Genomic DNA, 19,649 nt, shown 5'->3' on the forward strand with positions numbered 1-19,649 from the left:
CACGGCCATACAGCCGTGCGCTGCCACATCCATGGCGCGCATCGGCATCACTTAGATGCGACTAACAACGCTGCTGCGCAGCCGCCAGGCGGGCGCGGCCGGTGCTCGGAATCGGCACGTACCACGCGTATACCTCTGTTCTGAACGCGCCGTCCGCACCCACCCGACGACTGCTCGCTACGTTTGTTAGCCGCTCTTGATCGGAAGCGAGTCGTCCGCAGTGCCCGGCAGTGACGCCGAAACCCGGGCGCGCACCAAATACACCTGCATGGACGCCCGCACAGGGGCAACCCTTATGCGTGCCGCGGCGGCCCGCGTGCACCGAGCGCAGACCACCGCAGGGACGAGCCTGCACCGGCCTGCATGTGCGCCGGAGCAGGCGTTGCCCGCAGCTGCAGCAGGCACAGCAACGCCACGACCAGCAATGGCAGCAAACGCGCGGCCAGTACGCAGTAGTCGCAGGCCTCACCATGCGTCGCCGCGTCGTGGGTGCCGGCCTGCTGAGACGCTAACGGGTCGCCATGGTGTCGATGCGCCGCCGCGCCTGGCGGCTGGAGTTGATGACCGGCCTGCAGCGAGCTATCCGCAGACAGTGCCGGGACGCTCGTGCACATCGGCTCGGTCGAGTGCGTCTGGCTCCAGCGGCTGATCAGCGGAGCCACCAACATCAGCACCACCGCAAGACAGGCAAGCAGGGGCAACAATCGATAGTGGCGGAACGAGCGTAGCATGCCGTGAAGTGTAAGCCGCCACGTGACCGGGAGCGATGCCCCCGCCCCGGCGCGCGACCAGATGTCGCACCTGGTTGACCGTGCGGCAGCCGTCACTACTTGTCTGGACACGTACCAGACCCCGACGGCAGCAGTGCCGCGCGATTCGACTCCGCGCTGCCATGCCCACCGCCATCACACCAGCATCACCTGCAAGCCTTCGTCCAGGTCGGCAATCACACTTTCGCCGCGCGTCCGTGACAGCAGACACGTGTCGGGCTCTGGCATGCCCTATGCTTGCTGCTTACCACTCTTTCCCCTGCGCGCATGAGCACCGTCCTGTCCGATCCAGCGGCCGAACCACTTCCCTGCGCACCCAAGCCGCCCAGCGAAGGGCTGCGTCTTCAGGCGCTACGCAGCTACGGCGTGCTCGACACGCCGCGTGAAGCTGCGTTCGAAGACATCACCCGGCTCGCTTCGATCATCTGCCAGACCCCGATCGCGCTGATCAGCCTGGTCGATGCCGACCGCCAGTGGTTCAAGAGCGAGCTTGGGATGGGCGAGCGCGAAACCCCGCTGTTCAAGTCGATGTGCGCGCATGCGCTGCTGGACAACGACGTGCTGGTGGTGCCAGACACGCGCGAAGATATCCGCTTTGCACGCAACCCGCTGGTCACCGGCGAAGCGCCGCTGTACTTCTACGCGGGCGCCTTGTTGAAGACGCCCGATGGGCTGCCGCTGGGCACGGTCTGCGTCCTCGACCGGCAACCGCGTCAGCTGACCGACGAGCAGGTCGAAGCATTGCGTGCGCTGGCACGCCAGACCATGGCGCAGCTGGAACTGCGCCGCGCGCTGTTGCTCGCCGAAGAGTCCGACCGTTATCGCAGCCGCCTGATGGCCATCGCCGGGCACGATCTCAAGACCCCACTGCGCACCGCCGCCTACGCTATCGACAAGATGCGCCGGCACGCCAATGTCGATTCCATCCCGACCCTGGTGACTGCGCGCGATGCGATCAGCCTGGTCGGTCGCAGCCTGGATGAGCTGGCCACGCTGGCGGCCGCGAGCAAGGCTGCCATGCCGGACCTGCAGCCGCTGCAGCTGGAAGACGTGCTGCACTCGGTGCTCGGCGTGTGGCGGCAGCAGGCCATCGACAAGTGCCTGGCGTTGCGCCATGTGCCTACCTCGCTGCGTGTGCGCAGCCACCCCACCTTGCTGACGACCTTGATCGGCAACCTGGTCGGCAATGCCATCAAGTACACCGAACGCGGCCGCGTGCTGGTCGGCGTCCGCCGTCGCCCCGGTTTTGCGGTGGTGGAAATCATCGACAGCGGCATCGGCCTGAATCTGGAACAACCCGAGCAGGTGTTTCAGGCATTCCGTCAGGCCGACCCGCGCAGCGACGGTCTGGGCATCGGGTTGTGGATCGTGCACCGCACGGCCGAGACATTGGGATGCGAAGTGGACGTGCGCCCACGCCCGGAAGGCGGCACCTGTTTCTCGGTGCGGATTCCGTTGGCCTGACGGTCTGTAGTGCGCAAGGTGTTCCGGCAATCTGCGGCTGCAGCCCAGGGGCTGGCTTTCAAAAGATGCGTCGCCGCGCAGAGCACAACCCAAAAAAAAGCGGACCCGGGCTCCCGACCCGGATCCGCCGCCAGACACGCCAGGCCTCTCCCCAGGGACCCGGGTGCGCCAGCCGCTCTGTGCGCAGCCTCGCGCAACAGTGATGCGACAGCGCTAGCAACCCTTCGACGACACCGCGAAACACACCGGCGATGCGATCACCTGCATCGCCGGCTCTGCGCCGTCCACCCCTAGACGTCCGAGAGTGTCGCTTCATGATTGCTATAGGGGTTTTCGACAACGCGGCGCGCAACTTGATGCGCCGTGCCGACGCCAACTGCGCGTCCCTGACAGGGGTAGGGAAAATCACCGACACCACGCACTGCGGCACAGCCAAGCGCGGGCGCATCGCATTGATCCTGTTGGGATTTTCCCGGGATCGCTGCGCTGCAGTGCAGCACATGCGTCACAGCGAACACGACCGGAAAAGTTTTAAAGCAGCTGACAAGACGTATCTAGCGCTCGCTTGAAAAGTGAGCGCGTGGTTTTGTCGGTCGCGCCTGGTGGATACAGTCAGAACACGCTGAGTTGGTCGAGGGCGCGGTGCCCTCACCGCTCGCGGGACACGCCGTTAACCCATCCATGGGGGCTCGATGGCGGCATCCATGCCGCCAACGGTCCCGCAATCGGTAAGGACACCGCGCTAGACAGTTGGTTGGTGACTTCGTTGAAGAACGAAATCATCGCGTCAGAGTGTTTGCCCGCTTTTTATTGGAAGCCGTGCGCACCGACCATCGCGACTGGTCATTGCACGCTCACCGTCGCAGGACCTTGAGCAGCATGGATGCCGCGCCAGCGCCTCCAGGGACGGATTCACGGCGTGTCCTGCGATGGTGGGCGTGCAAGGGCCCTGCAGCAAAGGCAAAGACGTCGAGTGCGCGGTGCCCTCACCGCTCGCGGGACACGCCGTTAACCCGTCCATGGGGGCTCGGTGGCGGCATCCATGCCGCCAACGGTCCCGCAATCGGTAAGGACACCGCACCAGACAGTTGGCTGGTGGTTCGTTGAAGAGCGAGTACATCGCGTCGCAAGTTAGCTAATCGCTTGTTGAAGACTATGCGCACCGACCATCTCCATTGGTCCTTGCACGCTCACCGTCGCGGGACCTTGAGCGGCATGGATGCCGCGCCAGCGCCTCCAGGGACGGATTCACGGCGTGTCCTGCGATGGTGGGCGGGCAAGGGCCCTGCAGCAAACGCAAAGACGTCGAGCGCGCGGTGCCCTCACCGCTCGCGGGACACGCCGTTAACCCGTCCATGGGGGCTCGTTGGCGGCATCCATGCCGCCAACGGTCCCGCTATCGGTGAGGACACCGCACCAGATAGTTGACTGGTGGCTTCATTGAAGAACGAATCAGCGCAGCAGACAGTTGGATAGCCAGCTACCGACTGCCCGCTACGGTTGTCAGCAAATTTAAAGTGCGCGCTCACAACTCGGACGCATCTGCATCCTGGCGTGCGAACCACTGTGCCGAATGCACATCCTCGGCGGCAACGTCCAGCGCCTTGCGCAGGATCTCCAGCGGAATCTGCACATGCGTGTCGCCTACCTGCAACGCCACCCATAACGCCTCGTCATGCGGGTCGGCCAACACGGTCAGCAGCGCGTGCTCGTGTCCCTCGATGCTGGCAGACAGTTGCAGCGACATGCCGCCGTCCGGCTCGGACGACCACAGTCTGCTCAATGCGGGACGCAGTGGCTCGGTCATCGCACGCCGCTCAACTGGTGATCGTCTGGGTCAGCGATTCCCAGGTCGGCGGCAGCGGCCAGTTGGGCGCCTGATTGCCGTCCAGCACGCGGCGCAGATCGCGCTTGTCGATCTGCGGCGCCAGCACGTGCACCAGGTCCAGTGCGTAGTCGCGCAGCACGCGGTCGCGCGGCAGCACCGCCCAGGCGATGCACTCGGCAATTGGCGCAGGCGCCGGCCAGGCGCGCAGATCTTCATCGAAGGCGTTGACTGCCATTTCCGCCACCAGGCCCACACCCAGCCCGGCGCGCACATAGGTCTTGATCAGGTCGGCATCCAGCGCAGTCAATGCGATGCTCGGCTCCAGCCCCACCTGCGCAAACGCCCGCTGCAGCGACGAGCCCGGCCGCGTGGACGACTCGTAACTGATCAGCGGATGCTCGGACAACGCCTGCATGTCCGGCGCCGTGCGCGGGTTGTCCAGCGCATGCCCGCGCGGCACCACCACCAGCCGCCGCCAGCGGTACAGCGGCACCGCAATGCCGGCACTCGGCTCGCCACCGGCGGTACTGACCACCGCAATATCCGCATCGCCCTGGCTGAGCAGATCCAGCGCCGCGCTTTCGGCCGCCTGCTGCAGATGCACGCTCACCTGCGGGTAGGCGTGCTTGATCTGCGCTACCGCTGGCGGCAACACGAAGCGCGCCTGGGTGTGGGTGGTGGTCAGGGTCAGCTGGCCCTGGCTTTCGCGGCGCTGGTTGGCCGCATACGTACGGATGTTGTTGGCCTCCGACAGCACCGCGCGCGCGCGCTCGATCACCTCCACCCCGGCCGGCGTCACCGCATCCAGGCTGCGCCCCTTGCGCACGAACAACAAAAAGCCCAGTTCGTCCTCCAGCTGCTTGAGCTGCTTGGACAGACCGGGCTGGGTTGCGTGCACGCGCGCCGCCGCCAGCGTGATGTTCAGCTCGGCATCGGCGATCGCCACCAGATAGCGAAGTTGGGTCAGCGTCATGGGCTTATATCCAAAAAAGCGCGAGGCGCTACAAGGGCTTCGACTGTAGATGAGTTCTGTAGGCCAGCTTATAACCGAACGCTATTTTTAGGGTGTATGAAGTCATTTCCGACGGCTATAAGCCGGCGTTACGGTCTGGCCCTGCCCCCTGATGCTCCCCGATCCGTGACCTCTGCGTTCCCGCTCCTTGCCGACCTGCGTGGCCGTGCCGTCCTGGTGGTTGGTGGCGGCCTCGATGCCGAACGTGCCACCGCCCAGCTGCTGCAGGCCGGCGCGCTGCCGCTGGTTGGCGCGCCCGAATTGACCCCGCAGCTGCTGCGCTGGGCGCAGGCCGGGCAACTGCGCTGGTTGACCGGGCGGTTCGACCCGGCATGGCTGGCCTTGCCCGATCAGCCGGTGTGGCTCGCCATCGCCGCCAGCGACTCGGCAACCCTCAACGATGCCTTGCGCCATGCAGCGAGCGCCCACCGGCTGCTCACACATGATGCGGCGCCTGCCGCTTCCACCACGATTCCTGTGCGCTCCACCGCGCCACGCAGCGCAATCGGCGCGCTGGCGCCTGGCAGTGTGAGTCTGGTCGGCGCCGGCCCCGGCGATCCCGGCCTGCTCACCCGGCACGCGCTGCGGGCACTGCGTCAGGCCGAGGTGGTATTGCACGACCGCCTGGTCAGCCCGCAGATCCTGCGCCTGGCGCGGCACGGCGCGCGGTTCATCGAAGTGGGCAAGTCCGCACAAGGCCACAGCACCCGGCAGGAGCAGATTCACGCACTGATGCTCGAACACGCCCGCGCCGGGCGCCGCGTGGTACGGCTGAAGGGCGGCGATTCGTTCGTGTTCGGCCGCGGCGGCGAAGAGCTGGAATTTCTGCGTGCGCACGGCATCGGCTTTCAGGTGATTCCCGGCATCACCGCCGCCATCGCCTGCGCTGCATATGCCGGCATCCCGCTCACCCATCGCGACCACGCGCAATCGCTGCGGCTGATCACCGCGCACTGCAAGGATTCGCTGGACACGCTGGATTGGCACGCGCTCGGCCAGGAACGCCAGACGCTGGCCTTCTATATGGGCGTGGCCGGCCTGGACGCCATCCAGCAGCGGCTGCTGCAGGCCGGGCGCGCAGCGTCCACCCCGTTTGCGCTGGTCGAAAACGGCTCGCGCCCGCAGCAACGCGTGATTACCGGCACGCTCGCCAGCCTGGCCTCCACTGCGCGGCAGCACGCCGTGGCTGCACCGGCGCTGCTGATCCTGGGCGAGGTGGCGTCGCTGGCGCAGACGCTGCACTGGTTCGGCAGCGCGCCCCTCAGCACCGCGACACTGCCGCACTCACCTATCGCAACGCCCGACACGCCCACACTGGCCCACGCAGCCTGATTCCGACGGAGACCCCATGGCCCTGTACGACAACATCCTCGACACCATCGGCCGCACCCCGGTGGTCAAACTCCATCGCCTCGCCCCCAAGCACGTGACCTTGTACGTCAAGGTGGAATCGTTCAATCCAGGCGGCTCGGTCAAGGACCGGCTGGCGCTGGCGATCATCCTGGATGCCGAACAGCGCGGCCTGCTCAAGCCCGGCGACACCATCGTCGAAGCCACCTCCGGCAACACCGGCGTGGCACTGGCCATGGTCGCGGCCGCGCGCGGCTACAAGTTCGTCGCCACCATGGTGGAAACCTTCTCCATCGAACGCCGCAAGCTCATGCGCGCCTATGGCGCCAAGGTCATCCTGACCCCGGCCGCCGAGCGCGGCAGCGGCATGGTGCGCAAGGCCAGGGAACTGGCCGAACAGCACGGCTGGTTTCTGGCCAGCCAGTTCGCCAACCCGGCCAACCCGGCCTACCACCGCAACACCACCGCCGCGGAAATCCTGCGCGACTTCGCCGGCCACCGGCTCGACCACTTCGTCACCGGTTGGGGCACCGGCGGAACGCTGACCGGCGTGGGCGAAGTCCTGCGCGTGGCGCGCCCGGACGTGCGCATCACCGCAAGCGAACCGGCCGGCGCCGCCTTGCTGCAAGGCCAGGACTGGAAGCCGCACAAGATCCAGGGCTGGACCCCGGACTTCGTGCCCGAGGTACTCAACCGCGATGTCGCCCATGAGGTGCTGAGCGTGGAAGACACCGACGCCATCACCGTGGCGCGCCGCCTGGCCGCCGAAGAAGGCATCTTCACCGGCATCTCCGGCGGCGCCACCGTCGCCACTGCATTGCGCGTGGCGGAGGGTGCTGAGCCCGGCGCGGTAATCCTGGCGATGGTGCCCGACACCGGCGAACGCTACTTCTCTACGCCGCTGTTTGCCGACATCAACGAAGGCTCCGACGACGACTGGCTGGCTGGCCTGCCCTGAGCGGTCACGAGGGGCGACGATGCGGAGGCCGTGCGGATGCGCGGCCTTCTTTTTTCAAGGCGCTGGGAACCGGGAACCGGGGACCGGGGACCGGGGAACCGGAAGAGCAAAGGCCTCGACGCCTACGATCTGGTCGTTGGGTCGATCGCTTGGCTTGCCGATGGAGCGAGGCTGTCGCCTGGATGCGGATGGTCGTATCGATTCGGAACCGCATCCGGAAGCGCGTTGAAGCGCACAGGCTTGGGGGTGGACCGAGTGCCTTGTAGCGCTACGCAATTTGCACTTGCACCTGACGGTCAAGGCCGCCACGCATGCTCGTCGGCTGCCTGCTGGCTTCTTGAGTCACAGCTTGGGGCGCCCGCACTCCCGCCCATGTCAAGGAAACGTTAGGATGGCGGCCGTGATGCAGGAGAAAAGCGTGAGCAACCAGCCGTATGGACACAGTGACACCCGCGCCTCGCGGGCGCCATGGCTGGTGAAGATGACCTCGCCGGTGCACTTCGCGCTCGCCCTGGGTCTTGGCGCGTGGCTGCAGGACGCCCTGGAGCTCCCCCTGCCCGCTCCCACGCCGTTGGCATGGATCCAATTGGCTGGCGGCGGCCTCGCCTGTCTTGGCCTGGCGCTGGCGGTGAGCTGCTTCATCCTGTTCGCACGTCGGCGCACCACCATCATGCCAAGCGGCCATCCGTCGCGTCTGGTGCTGGACGGCCCATATCGCTTCACCCGCAACCCGATGTACCTGGCGCTGGTGCTGAGCTACGTCGGCCTGTGCCTGCAGCTTGGGCTGTTGTGGGCAGTCGCGCTGGTGCCGCTGCCGTGGCTGGCCCTGCGGCTGTATGTCATTCCCTTCGAAGAGGCACGCCTGCGCGCAGAATTCGGCCGCCATTACACCGACTACTGCGCGCGTGTCCGCCGCTGGGTGTAACAGCCGACGTGCAGCAGCGTGTCCGGCGATTGATGCAAGCGATCGGCGTCAAGGGTTTCGGACGCCTCGAACGGTATGGAATCGGACCCGCGCCACCGTCGCAGCCGATGAGATGAATGGACGATAGCGTGCGACTTCCGCAGCGTGCGCCCCATCACACGCTCATCATGCAAATCCCATAATTATCGCGCTATGAGAATCGAAGTCTGGCAAGGCGACATCACCGAACTCGACGTTGACGTCATCGTCAACGCCGCCAACGAATCACTGCTGGGCGGTGGTGGCGTGGATGGCGCCATCCACCGTGCCGCCGGCCCGCGTCTGCTGGAAGCCTGCGAAGCATTACCGCAAATGCGCCCGGGCGTGCGCTGCCCCACCGGCGAAATCCGCATCACCGACGGGTTCGATCTGAAGGCGCGGCATGTGTTTCATACCGTAGGTCCGGTCTGGCGCGACGGCAAGCACAACGAGCCGGAACAGCTGGCCAACTGCTATTGGCAATCGCTGAAACTGGCCGAACAGATGATGCTGCATTCGATCGCGTTCCCGGCGATCAGCTGCGGCATTTACGGCTACCCGTTGTACCAGGCCGCGCGCATCGCCGTGACCGAAACGCGCGATTGGCAGCGCTCGCACAAGGTGCCCAAGCACATCGTGCTGGTGGCCTACAACGAAGCGACCTACAAGGCGTATCAGCAGGCGCTGGCCATGCAGGACTCCGCGGCCGCCTGATCTCGGCGCCATGCACAGATCGCCATCACGAGCGCCGCAGGGCGCTCGTTGCGTTTGGGTCGTCGAAGTTCCGTTGTTGTTTTCGACTCGAACGATCTACGCGTGGTGGTTGTGAGGCTGAGCGCAAACGCGTGTGCTTGTACCAGGAGCAGCGGAGCAAACGCAGCCAGCAGTCATCAGGTCTGTCCTGAAGGGCGCTGGACATGCGTAACCTGCCGATTCGGCGCGTCTGCATACCCCGTCTCGGCTATGCAGCAGTTGTGCGAGTTGCTCTGCCTCCATGCTCATCCCGGCTCAGTCAACGCTTGTGGATCCATAAAAAACGCCGGCATCTGCCGGCGTTTTTGGCTTATTGGTGCGACGGCCTTGCGGCCGCCATCAACCGATCAGCCCTTCCACTTCCCCAGCGCGGCCAGGCCGTTTTCCTTGGCGCGCTCGTAGATGACCTGCTGCGCCTTGGCGAAGTTGCCGGTCATGTCCTTGGCCCACAACTTCAGTGCGGCCTGCTGCATGGCGCGGCCGTAGGAGAAGCTCAGCGGCCACGGCAGGTTGCCGAGCTGGTGCATCTCGTTGAGGTGCGCGGTGGACTGCTCGTCGGTCTGGCCGCCGGACAGGAACACGATGCCCGGCAGGATCGCCGGCACGGTCGACTTCAGGCACATCACGGTGGACTCGGCCACTTCTTCGATGCCGGCCTGCTCTTCGCAGCCCTTGCCGGAGATGACCATCGAGGCCTTCAGGATGGTGCCTTCGAGCACGACGTTCTGCTCATACAGTGCGCCGAACAGCGAACGCAGCGTGGCTTCGGTGACTTCGTAGCAGGTTTCGATATCGTGGTTGCCGTCCATGATCACTTCCGGCTCGACCATCGGCACCAGGCCCTGTTCCTGACACAGCGCCGCGTAGCGCGCCAGCGCGTGGGAGTTGGCCTCGATGCAGGTGCCGGACGGAATGTCTTCGCCGATGTTGATGACCGCACGCCACTTGGCGAAGCGCGCGCCCAGGGTGTAGTACTCCTCCAGGCGTGCACGCAGGCCGTCCAGGCCTTCGGTGACCAGCTCGCCCGGCATGCCGGCCAGCGGCTGCGCGCCCTTGTCGACCTTGATGCCCGGGATGATGCCGTGGGCGGTCATGTACTCGGCGAATGGCACGCCATCCTTGGTCTTCTGACGGATGGTCTCGTCGAACAGGATGGCGCCGGAGATGTAGTCGCTCAGCTTGGGCGTGGTCAGCAACAGTTCGCGGTAGGCGCGACGGTTTTCTTCGATGTTCTCGATGCCGACGCTGGCAAAACGCTTGGCGATCGTGCTGGTCGATTCGTCGATGGCGATGATGCCCTTACCCGGGGCGACCATGGCCTGGGCGGTTTCGGCAAGCTGTTCGATGCTCATGTAGTTCCTGTGGCAGCTGCGGGGGAGAACGAAAGTATAGCGACGAAAGTCGCAGACATTCCTTCACGGAATGCCTGCAACCGATTACACCTTGCCCGCGTGACAGGATATGTGGTGCTGCTCGCATCGCATGTGTGGGAATCGGGAATCGGGAATCGGGAATCGGGAATCGGCAGAGCTGAGCATGCGCGCGGAGTGTTGTAGCGATGCTGTGCCGTGTGCCTGCAACGACGTGCGGCGGCGCGGTTGCAGCAAGGGCACGTTTGGTTGGTCGGCGTGTGCGGAGGTGGGTTGCTTGGCCTGTTGCGTGCTGCGTACGCATTGCGCTTGCGGCACGCAATGCGTCGCGAGGGATGTTTCACCGGCACACCGCACGCACCAGCTGCCACACAACACAACGGCGACCCTGGGGTCGCCGCTGCGTGTTACGTCGCTTCCGGCTCAGATCATGCGCCGGATGGCGTCAGCAGGCGTTACAGCTCGCCCAGGCCGGTCGCGCGGCCGTCTTCGCCCACTTCCAGCAAACGCAGCGTGTTGGTGGCGCCGTGCATTTCCATGTGCTCGCCGCTGGTGAACACCACGCGGTCGCCGGGGCCCATGCGCTCGTTTTCCACCAGCAGGCGGATCGCCGCACGCGCGGCTTCGCGCGGGGTCAGGCCGCGGCTGTCGAAGCTGATCGGGAACACGCCGCGCATCATCGCCATCTGGCGACGCGCGCCGTCGTGACGGGTGAACGCATAGATCGGCATGTTGGAACGGAAGCGCGACAGGAAGCGCGGGGTGCCGCCGGATTCGGTCAATGCCACCACGCCGCCCAGGCCGATGTGCTCGGACAGGAACATGGTCGCCATGGCGATCGCCTGATCGGCGCGCTGCAGGTTGCGTTGCGCCGCTTCGAAGTCGGTATCGAACTCGAACTGGTGCTCGGCGCCCAGGCAGATGCGCGCCATCGCTTCCACCGCACGCACCGGGTAGGCGCCGGCGGCGGTCTCGGCCGAGAGCATCACCGCGTCGGTGCCGTCGATGACCGCGTTGGCCACGTCCAGCACTTCGGCACGGGTCGGGATCGGGCTTTCGACCATCGACTGCAGCATCTGCGTGGCAGTGATCACCACCTTGTTCTGCGCCAGCGACTCGCGAATGATCTTCTTCTGCAGGCCCGGCAATTCGGCATCGCCGATTTCCACGCCCAGATCGCCACGCGCCACCATCACCACATCGGAGGCTTCGACGATTTCGACCAGGTTTTCGATCGCTTCGGTGCGCTCGATCTTGGACACCAGCTGCGCATCGCAGCCGTGCTGCTGGGCGATCTGCCGCGCGTCGTGCATGTCCTGCGCGTTACGGCAGAACGACACTGCGATAAAGTCCACGCCGATCTTGGCGACGATGCCGATCAGCTCCTTGTCGCGCTCGGTCAACGCGCCCAGCGACAAGCCGCCGCCCTGCTTGTTGAGGCCCTTGCGATCGGACAGCACGCCATCGTTGAGCACGGTGGTGACGATGCGCGCGCCCTGCACGTCGGTGACCTGCAACTGCACCAGGCCATCGTCCAGCAGCAGCACGTCGCCTGCGGTCACGTCCTGCGGCAGGCCCAGGTAGCTGACGCCCACCTGATGCTGATCGCCGGCCGGCGCATTGGCATCGGCCACCAGGTCGAAGCGCTCGCCCATGGTCAGCTTGATCTTGCCTTCGGCGAAACGTTCGATGCGGATCTTCGGGCCCGGCAGGTCGGCCAGGATGCCGACTTCGGCACCGGCACGCGCCGCGGCGGCACGCACTTCGGCAGCACGCTTGGCCTGGCCGGACGGGTCGCCATGGCTGAAGTTGAGGCGCACCACGTTGACGCCCGCCTTGAACAAAGCGTCCAGCACACCGGGCGGGTCCGTTGCCGGTCCGAGGGTGGCGAGGATCTTGGTGCGGCGTTGACGTTCTTTCATGATGGCCTCCCTGTAAAAGCCGCGAAACTTAACACACGCGTCACGTCCCAAGGATGGCATTGCGGCATAGCCACCCTCGTATTCCGGCATGTCCTAAAGACAGTGCGGGACAGTACGTACGCTTGCGCATGCGTTATATCTGGCAACGCAATGCGGTCGCCACCCTAACCCGGTGGCAGTGAAGACACATCGGCGCGGTCGCGCTGCGCACTGCAACGGTGTCGGCCAAGCGAACGCCACAGCCGACCCCATCACTCATGCATGGATCAACTGCGTCAACTCGGAAGGCGTGCGCGCAATGGCGCCGGCGCCGGCATCGCGCAATTCGGCCTCGTCGCCAAAGCCCCACAACACGCCGACGCTGTGGATGCCGTGGTGATTGGCGCCATCGATATCCATGCGCCGGTCGCCGATCATCACGCAGCCGGTTTTTTCGATCTGCAGGCGGCGCAGCGCTTCGGCGATGAGGTCCGGCTTGAAGCGACGCTCACCGTCTTCGCTGGCACCGATCACCTCTTCGAAGCACGCACCGAACGGCAGATGCTCCACGATGCGTCGCGCGTAGCGTTCGTTCTTGGAGGTCACCACGGCCAGCCGATGACCGGCGCGGTGCAGGCCGGTGACCACCTCGCCGATGGCATCGAACACGCTGAGTTCGGTCCAGCCCACCGCGTCGTAGCGTGCGCGATAGAGCCCGAGCGCACGCTGCACCAGCTCGGGATCATCCGGAAAACATTCGGTGAAACTGTCGCGCAGCGGCGGGCCGATCCAGGCACGCAAGGTCTGCGCCGATGGACGCGGCTGCCCGATCTCGTCGAAGGCATGCACGATGCTGGCGACGATGCCCGGCTCCGAATCGACCAGGGTGCCGTCCAGATCGAAGAACAGCGTGGCTGCACTCACTTGCCACGTGCCTCGAGCGCGGCCACCGCCGGCAGGGTCTTGCCTTCCAGGAATTCAAGGAACGCACCGCCGCCGGTGGAAATGTAGGTCACGTCACTGGCGATGTCGTACCTGTCCACGGCCGCCAGGGTGTCGCCACCGCCGGCGATCGAAAACGCCTTGGAGCTGGCGATCGCACGTGCCAGCGTTTCGGTGCCGTGGCTGAAGGGCTCGAATTCGAACACGCCGACCGGCCCGTTCCACACCACCGTGCCGGCATTGGCGATCAGCTCGGCGTAGCGCTTGGCGGTCTGCGGGCCGATATCCAGAATCAGATCGTCCGCATCCACCGCATCGAGCGACTTCACGGTGGCCTGCGCATCGGGCAGGAACTGCTTGGCGACCACCACGTCGGTGGGCAGCGGAATCTCTGCACCACGCGTCTTGGCATCGGCCACGATCTGGTTGGCGGTGGGAATCAGATCCGGCTCGTTCAACGACTTACCCACGTCATGCCCGGCCGCGGCGATGAAGGTGTTGGCGATGCCGCCGCCGACGATCAACTGGTCGACCTTGTTGACCAGGTTGGACAACAACTCCAGCTTGGTGGAGACCTTGCTGCCGGCCACGATCGCCAGCAGCGGCTTGGCCGGGTTGTCCAGCGCCTTGGCCAGCGCGTCCAGTTCGGCCATCAGCAGCGGGCCACCGGCGGCAACCGGCGCGAAGCGGATCACGCCATGGGTGGAGGCCTGCGCGCGATGCGCGGTGCCGAAGGCATCCATCACGAATACATCGCACAGCGCGGCGTACTTGCGCGCCAGGGTCTCGTCGTCCTTGCCCTCGCCCACATTCATGCGGCAGTTTTCCAGCAGCACCACCTGGCCCGGCGCCACCTCCACCCCGTCGACCCAGTCACGCACCAGCGGCACGTCCACGCCGAGCAGCGCGGTCAGGCGCGCGGCCACCGGCGCCAGCGAATCTTCTTCGCTCCAGCTGCCTTCCTTGGGCCGGCCCAGGTGCGAAGTCACCATCACTGCAGCGCCTTTTTCCAGCGCCAGCTTGATGGTGGGCACCGAAGCGGTGATGCGCTGTTCGGAGGTGATCTGGCCGTTGTCGATCGGCACGTTGAGATCCTGGCGGATCAGCACGCGCTTGCCGGAGAGATCGAGGTCGGTCATGCGGACAATGGACATGGGCTCAGCTCGCTAAGTCTGGGGGAATGGGGAATGGGGAATGGGGAATGGGGAATCGAAGCAGCAACCGGTGCGCGAACTGCCACGCTCCGAGCGCTGGACGGGCAGATGCTTTGAGGCAGACGTCTCACGCGGTTGTTGCAACCGCATGCAGATCGCGGGGATCGCACCTTGCCTGTCACCTCTGTCGCTGCCACTACGGTTGGCAACGCGGGGGATGCTTGGTCGAACACGACGGGCAATGCGGCTGCCTTGGCGACGGGGGACGCCCATTGTCGGACCTTCGCGCCGCAGCGGCAAACCGCGGTGCGAGGCGGGTGCACTCAGCCGCTGCGATTGGCCGACGCGTTACGCAGCAGACTCACCGCGAAACCACCGACCAGCAAGGCGCCACCGACCAACAGGCCCCACAGCAGCCAACGCTTCCAGTCGCGCGGCGTGGCCGCCGGCTCCAGCGCGGCCTCGCCGGCCAGCGGCTGTGCCTGCGTGGCCACACGGGCCTGCGCCGGTTGCCATTGCGCGCCGCGTTCGCGTCGCAGTGCCTGCAGCATCGAGGCCAGCGGTGCGTCGGTACGTTGCGCGCGCGCACTGCCGGCGACCAGCGCATACGGCGGCTGGCCCTGGGCCAGAAACATCAGCCGTTCCGGTTGATAACCGGCGCGTAGCGTCGGCACCGCGGTGCTGCGCCCTTGCGCGGCCACCAGCCGCCACTGGCGATCGCGCACCGGGGCGGACAGCAGTTGCGGCGGCGATGCCGCGGCCGCGCCCTTGCCCAGCCGGTATGCCAACCAGGGCCCGGCACGCTGCAACCACAGCGCATCGTCGGCATCGCGACTTGCCGCGATCCATTCGACCGCTTCGGCCTGACCGCCGCCGACATCGAGTTGGGTGATCGGAAAGCGCCCCGGCAACGCATACAGCACCACTGCGTCCTGCGCGGTGCCTGGCAATTCCAGCCATTGCAACGGTGCGGACGCCGCGATGCCGTCCAGCTCCGCCTCGACTATGCGCAGGGCCGGCAACTGGCCCGACACCGGCACGATGCGCAGATAGCGTGCGCCGTCGTCGAGTGCGATGCGGCGTTGCTGCAAGCGCTGCGCCTGGTTGTCCAGCGCGATGACCGTGGCCTCGGCCGCTAGCACGCGCCAATCACGCAGATCGTCGCTGCCTTCCACGCGCAGTTGCGCCTGCACCGGCATGTCGCCGTCCCAATCCAGCAGCAGCGCCCGCGGGCGATCGCGCAATGCGCTGGCATCGATCAACCAGCTCCCACCGCCGCCTGCAGCGGCGGCGGCACCGGTCGCAAAGCGGCCTTCCAGACGGCGCACCGCACCACTGGCATCGCGCTCGGCAATCAGTTGCAGATCGCCGTTGGCCGGCGCCGCACCGGCCGGCAAGGCAAACAGGGGCAGGCGCTGCCGACGCACCGCAGCCGCCGGTGCGGCATCCAGCGGTAACCAGGCGGTGGGCAGTTCTTCGCCACGCGCATCGATCACCGTGACATCGCGCAGCGCGGCGTCATGCGCGCTGCGGTACACCGCCGCGTTCAAGGTCAGCTGATAGATGCCGGCATCGGACCCGGTCACCTGCAGCGGCCATTGCTGGCGGTAGTCCTGCCGCACATCGGCGGCCTGCGCCAGCAGCGGCACCATCACCAGCAGCGCCCATCGCATCGCTTTCATGCCTGATCCTTTTCGACGCCGTCGTCTTCGACGGCAGTGCCTTCGGTTGCCAGCGGACGCGGCGGCGCCGGCGCCAGGTAGCCCACCACGGTGCACAACAGGCCATAGGCCATGAACGAGCCGATGCCCAGCAGATTACCCAGATGCTGGCGGTCGACCAGCACCAACTTTGCCAGCACCAGGCCCATCAGCAACGCCCCGCCCAGCCATAGCCCACGCTGCCCGCGACGCGAGCCGATCACCCAGCCCAGCACGCCCAATACGCTCCACACGATGGTGAGGCTGGTCTGCGACAAGGTGGCGCCGATCAACGCGGAATCCCACGCCACGCCACCCCAGTGATGCACGCTGTGCAAGGTGCTGCCGGTGATCAACGCCCAGCCCAGCACACCCAGCGCGGTCACGCGCCAACGCTGCAGCAATGCCGGCGCCGATGCCGACCAGGCCCAGCGCGCGAGCAATGCGAGCACCGCCAGTTGCGTCAGCTCGGCCGGATTCAGCAGCGGCAGCCATGGCAACGGCGCAGCGCTCACCGGGTCCAGCAACACCGCCAGCCAACCGATGCCCAGCACGGCGAACACGCAGCTCAGCAACGCGCTGCGTGCAGGGTCGAAGCCGGCGCCCTGCGGCCAGGCCAGCCACGGCCAACGCAACAACCCCAGCATCGCCACCAGCAGCCACGGCGCAGCCAGCAGGGCGCACCGCCAGCCATTGGCCAGCAAGAACGCATCGGCCAACCAGGCCGCACCCAACGACACCACCAACGGCCACAGCAACCACCAGATGAACTGTGCGGCCATCGCGCCAGCGCCCTGCTGCAGGCGCAGGCACCACAGCGCACGCGCACCGGCCACCGCAAACACACCCCAGGCCAGCGCCCCCCAATGCGCGAACGGCTGGGTGTGCGCCTCGCCCTGCCACACCGCCAGCGGTGCTGCCAGCGCCAGACCCGACATCACCGTCCATACCCGCGCCGTTGCGGGACGGCGGCGATGCACCTCGGCCGCCAGCCATAGACTGAGTGCGGTAAAGCCCAGCAGCAGATCGGGTTCGCTGCGTAGATCGGCAAAGCGCAAGATCTCGTGCACACCGCACAGCGTCCACCAGCCCAGCCCCCACAGATACGCCCCCAGCGCGCGTCGCGGATGCCCGGCATCGCGCAGGAACCAGGCACTGGCGCAGCCGGCAATGGCAAGCAGCAAGGTGCTCATGCAGGTGGCATTGGCCACCGCTACCGTGTCGTCGCCCCATGCATCCACGCCGAAGGCGACACCCACTGCCGCGAGCAACTGCAGCGCCACGCCGCTGATCTGCGGGATGCGTCGCTGCTGCCGCAAGCCCAACCACAACAAGCCCACACCTTCGAGTGCGAACACGCTTGCCGTGGCACGTGCCGACAATGCCAGCGGTATCGCCAGGGTTGCGAAGCCGACCGCCAGCATCGCGTGTGCCTGGCCCAACAAGCGCGTGGAGGCGCGGCGCAGCAACCAACTGGCCAGGCCTGCGTACAACGCAGCCACCGCCACCGCGCACAACGCCAACGGCAGCCGATCGCCTTCGAGCAGGCGTGCCTGCAACGCGAAGGCCACCAGCGGCGTCCCGAACAACAGGCTGCCATCGATGAGCTTGCCTGCACTGCCGTCGCCGCGGCGCGCGTGCAATACCGGGATGGCCACATACATGGCGAAGAACAGCAACAGGAACGGCTCGGTCGAGGCGAATTTCGCAGGCGTGTACTGCAGCGCGCCCCACAACGTGCCGATGCCGAAGGTGAAGGCGAAACCCAGCAGGTTCAACACGCGCCACGGACGCATCCACGCAATCGCCACGATGCCTGCGTTGAGCACGGCGTAGTACGAAAACAGCCCAACATGATTGCCGCTGCCGGTGGACAACCAGATCGGCGCAAGAAATCCGGCCAGCACGCCCAACACCGCCAACGTGCGCGAATCCTGCACCACCGCCAGCACACACATGCCGGCAATCAGCACCACGCTGATACCCATCGCCAGACCGGCGCCGAGCAATCCATACAACTTGAAGGCAGCGAACACGGTCAACAACAAGGCGCCGATGGCGCCGCCCTGCAAGGCCAACGCAAAGCCCGGCCGCTGCTCGCGTTGCTTCCAGCCGAAGACCAGACCGGCCAAGGCGAAAACGCTGATGCCGGCCAACCGCAGCTCGATCGGCATGCGCATCCAGCCCTGGTAGCTGGCGTACTTCAACAACGAGGCCACACCGGCCAACAACACCAGCATGCCGACCTTGACCGGCACATTGCCTTCGGTGAACCAGCGCTTCACTGCACTGGCCGCGCGCGCGATCGGGCCGGGTTCGGACGGAATGTAGTGCGGTTGCTGCTGTGACTGTGGCTGCGGCTGTGGCTGAGCCTGCGCAGGCGCAGTGGACGAAGTCGGCGCATCGCCAGCGCTACGCGCTGCCGAAGACGCGAACGCATCGGCGGGCAATGATGGCGGCATCGTCACGACAGACACCGGTGCAGCTTGCAGGTCTGCTGCGCGAGGCGAGTCGGGCTCGCCAAATGCAGACACACCGACGTCAGATGCGTCTTGCTGCGGCTCCCACGCCCTGAAAGGCGTTGGCGTTGGCGAATGCACCGCCGCCGCATCTGCGGCCCCCGCCCCACTGGCCTGCCACTGCGCAAGCCGATGCTCCAGTGAATCCACGCGTCGCCGCAACCGGGCAATCCACACCAGTGCGATCACCAATCCCACCGGCAACGCAAGCAGAAACAGCACTACCAGCCCGACCATCGTTTCCAACGCAGCAACCCCCTGAGTCGGCATCCGGCCGAATGCGCGAACCATACAGGCTAAGGATGCGTCTGGGCAGCCAAGCCGGGGGAAAGCTCTGCGACGCGATGACGTCAGCAGCTCCGGGACGCAATGGCTGCACGTACACAAGCGCGCCCAAAAAAACGCCCGGAGAACCGGGCGTTTTTAAACTTATTCGCGGTAGCCGCTGTCGTTTTTGTTATGGATGATCCAGATCAAGTTGCCGCCGGTATCCATCGACTTGCCAGCGAAGACCAGACGGCCCTGGCCCTTGTAGGCCATCTCGTACCGGTAACGGTCGCCGCCGAAGAAGAACGGAATGAACGCCTTGCCAGTCACGTACGAACCCTGGTCATTCGGCTGCCCGATCAGATCGGTCACCTGCTTCATCGGCATGCCGATCTGCAATTGGGTGAACTTGCTGCCCGGCGCAGGCTTGCCGGTGATCTCGCCTTCGTAATCGTTGACGCCCTTGACGGTCTCGCCATAGCCGGCCTCGACGTCGGACGACTTGATCACTTCACCATCGGCATTCATCCACGCCGGCGTACCGCTCTGCTTTTTCGCCGCCCAACTGTTCAACGGAGCCGAAAACGCAATCACCACACCGAGCGCCAATGCGCCCGCCAGAAATTTACTCATCGTTATGTTCTCTCGATCCATGGAGTTCCCCGATCCTTCGTACACGACACGGGAACGGCCGCCGTGCGCGCAAATTAGCGCACGT

Annotated in this window: 16 protein-coding genes and 1 other RNA gene; 7 read left to right on the plus strand and 10 right to left on the minus strand. The window is 65.9% G+C overall.

Going from position 1 to position 19,649, the window contains the following annotated elements; genetic code table 11:
* The first annotated feature begins 116 nt into the window (after positions 1-116).
* Positions 117-192: non-coding RNA, sX9 sRNA (locus M3O59_RS15885), on the plus strand.
* A gap of 101 nt (positions 193-293) precedes the next feature.
* On the opposite strand, the gene M3O59_RS15890 is transcribed toward M3O59_RS15885, so the two are convergent.
* Positions 294-731 (minus strand): DUF2946 family protein, encoded by a 438-nt coding sequence (locus tag M3O59_RS15890; RefSeq protein ID WP_116905207.1) that lies wholly within the window; start codon positions 729-731, stop codon positions 294-296.
* A 306-nt stretch (positions 732-1,037) separates the two neighbouring features.
* Between M3O59_RS15890 and M3O59_RS15895 the strand changes: the two genes are divergently transcribed.
* Positions 1,038-2,234, plus strand: a complete 1,197-nt coding sequence (locus M3O59_RS15895) for a sensor histidine kinase (RefSeq protein ID WP_116905208.1) — start codon at positions 1,038-1,040, stop codon at positions 2,232-2,234.
* A gap of 314 nt (positions 2,235-2,548) precedes the next feature.
* Entirely contained in the window at positions 2,549-2,803 is a 255-nt protein-coding gene (locus tag M3O59_RS15900; protein ID WP_249046892.1) for a hypothetical protein, read from the plus strand.
* Between the two features lie 956 nt (positions 2,804-3,759).
* On the opposite strand, the gene M3O59_RS15905 is transcribed toward M3O59_RS15900, so the two are convergent.
* Entirely contained in the window at positions 3,760-4,041 is a 282-nt protein-coding gene (locus M3O59_RS15905; RefSeq protein ID WP_064629374.1) for a hypothetical protein, read from the minus strand.
* Between the two features lie 10 nt (positions 4,042-4,051).
* Positions 4,052-5,035, minus strand: coding sequence for a LysR family transcriptional regulator (locus M3O59_RS15910; RefSeq protein ID WP_047693097.1), 984 nt, complete (start codon positions 5,033-5,035; stop codon positions 4,052-4,054).
* A gap of 165 nt (positions 5,036-5,200) precedes the next feature.
* Between M3O59_RS15910 and cobA the strand changes: the two genes are divergently transcribed.
* The 4 genes from cobA (at position 5,201) to M3O59_RS15930 (ending at position 9,039) form a co-directional block, all read left to right on the plus strand.
* Positions 5,201-6,406: a uroporphyrinogen-III C-methyltransferase gene (cobA, locus tag M3O59_RS15915; RefSeq protein ID WP_116905209.1), complete on the plus strand. Its 1,206-nt coding sequence runs from the start codon at positions 5,201-5,203 to the stop codon at positions 6,404-6,406.
* A gap of 16 nt (positions 6,407-6,422) precedes the next feature.
* Complete coding sequence (cysK, locus tag M3O59_RS15920) at positions 6,423-7,382, plus strand: cysteine synthase A (RefSeq protein ID WP_064629376.1); 960 nt, start codon at positions 6,423-6,425, stop codon at positions 7,380-7,382.
* A 418-nt stretch (positions 7,383-7,800) separates the two neighbouring features.
* Positions 7,801-8,307, plus strand: a complete 507-nt coding sequence (locus M3O59_RS15925) for a methyltransferase family protein (RefSeq protein ID WP_064629476.1) — start codon at positions 7,801-7,803, stop codon at positions 8,305-8,307.
* A gap of 192 nt (positions 8,308-8,499) precedes the next feature.
* Entirely contained in the window at positions 8,500-9,039 is a 540-nt protein-coding gene (locus tag M3O59_RS15930; protein ID WP_249046891.1) for an O-acetyl-ADP-ribose deacetylase, read from the plus strand.
* A gap of 386 nt (positions 9,040-9,425) precedes the next feature.
* On the opposite strand, the gene M3O59_RS15935 is transcribed toward M3O59_RS15930, so the two are convergent.
* The 7 genes from M3O59_RS15935 to M3O59_RS15965 all read right to left on the minus strand — a co-directional run bounded on the left by M3O59_RS15935 (position 9,426) and on the right by M3O59_RS15965 (position 19,564).
* Positions 9,426-10,430 (minus strand): class I fructose-bisphosphate aldolase, encoded by a 1,005-nt coding sequence (locus tag M3O59_RS15935; protein WP_064629381.1) that lies wholly within the window; start codon positions 10,428-10,430, stop codon positions 9,426-9,428.
* Between the two features lie 473 nt (positions 10,431-10,903).
* Positions 10,904-12,370, minus strand: coding sequence for a pyruvate kinase (gene pyk / locus M3O59_RS15940; protein WP_064629383.1), 1,467 nt, complete (start codon positions 12,368-12,370; stop codon positions 10,904-10,906).
* Between the two features lie 255 nt (positions 12,371-12,625).
* Positions 12,626-13,273 (minus strand): HAD family hydrolase, encoded by a 648-nt coding sequence (locus tag M3O59_RS15945; protein ID WP_064629385.1) that lies wholly within the window; start codon positions 13,271-13,273, stop codon positions 12,626-12,628.
* Entirely contained in the window at positions 13,270-14,445 is a 1,176-nt protein-coding gene (locus M3O59_RS15950; protein ID WP_249046890.1) for a phosphoglycerate kinase, read from the minus strand. Before M3O59_RS15950 ends, M3O59_RS15945 begins: the two co-directional genes overlap by 4 nt.
* Before the next feature lie 323 nt (positions 14,446-14,768).
* Positions 14,769-16,127: a DUF3999 domain-containing protein gene (locus M3O59_RS15955; RefSeq protein WP_116905210.1), complete on the minus strand. Its 1,359-nt coding sequence runs from the start codon at positions 16,125-16,127 to the stop codon at positions 14,769-14,771.
* Positions 16,124-18,901, minus strand: a complete 2,778-nt coding sequence (locus M3O59_RS15960; protein WP_373418980.1) for a DUF2339 domain-containing protein — start codon at positions 18,899-18,901, stop codon at positions 16,124-16,126. Before M3O59_RS15960 ends, M3O59_RS15955 begins: the two co-directional genes overlap by 4 nt.
* Positions 18,902-19,093: 192 nt before the next feature.
* Positions 19,094-19,564, minus strand: coding sequence for a hypothetical protein (locus M3O59_RS15965; protein WP_064629393.1), 471 nt, complete (start codon positions 19,562-19,564; stop codon positions 19,094-19,096).
* Between the last annotated feature and the right edge of the window lie 85 nt (positions 19,565-19,649).

The organism is Xanthomonas nasturtii (assembly GCF_023337365.3).
Lineage (GTDB): Bacteria > Pseudomonadota > Gammaproteobacteria > Xanthomonadales > Xanthomonadaceae > Xanthomonas > Xanthomonas nasturtii.

Coding starts and splice junctions, on each gene's coding strand:
- M3O59_RS15890 (WP_116905207.1), bottom strand. CDS start 731: ATGCTACGCTCGTTCCGCCACTATCGATTGTTGCCCCTGCTTGCCTGT.
- M3O59_RS15895 (WP_116905208.1), top strand. CDS start 1,038: ATGAGCACCGTCCTGTCCGATCCAGCGGCCGAACCACTTCCCTGCGCA.
- M3O59_RS15900 (WP_249046892.1), top strand. CDS start 2,549: ATGATTGCTATAGGGGTTTTCGACAACGCGGCGCGCAACTTGATGCGC.
- M3O59_RS15905 (WP_064629374.1), bottom strand. CDS start 4,041: ATGACCGAGCCACTGCGTCCCGCATTGAGCAGACTGTGGTCGTCCGAG.
- M3O59_RS15910 (WP_047693097.1), bottom strand. CDS start 5,035: ATGACGCTGACCCAACTTCGCTATCTGGTGGCGATCGCCGATGCCGAG.
- cysK (WP_064629376.1), top strand. CDS start 6,423: ATGGCCCTGTACGACAACATCCTCGACACCATCGGCCGCACCCCGGTG.
- M3O59_RS15930 (WP_249046891.1), top strand. CDS start 8,500: ATGAGAATCGAAGTCTGGCAAGGCGACATCACCGAACTCGACGTTGAC.
- M3O59_RS15935 (WP_064629381.1), bottom strand. CDS start 10,430: ATGAGCATCGAACAGCTTGCCGAAACCGCCCAGGCCATGGTCGCCCCG.
- pyk (WP_064629383.1), bottom strand. CDS start 12,370: ATGAAAGAACGTCAACGCCGCACCAAGATCCTCGCCACCCTCGGACCG.
- M3O59_RS15950 (WP_249046890.1), bottom strand. CDS start 14,445: ATGTCCATTGTCCGCATGACCGACCTCGATCTCTCCGGCAAGCGCGTG.
- M3O59_RS15955 (WP_116905210.1), bottom strand. CDS start 16,127: ATGAAAGCGATGCGATGGGCGCTGCTGGTGATGGTGCCGCTGCTGGCG.
- M3O59_RS15960 (WP_373418980.1), bottom strand. CDS start 18,901: ATGGTCGGGCTGGTAGTGCTGTTTCTGCTTGCGTTGCCGGTGGGATTG.
- M3O59_RS15965 (WP_064629393.1), bottom strand. CDS start 19,564: ATGAGTAAATTTCTGGCGGGCGCATTGGCGCTCGGTGTGGTGATTGCG.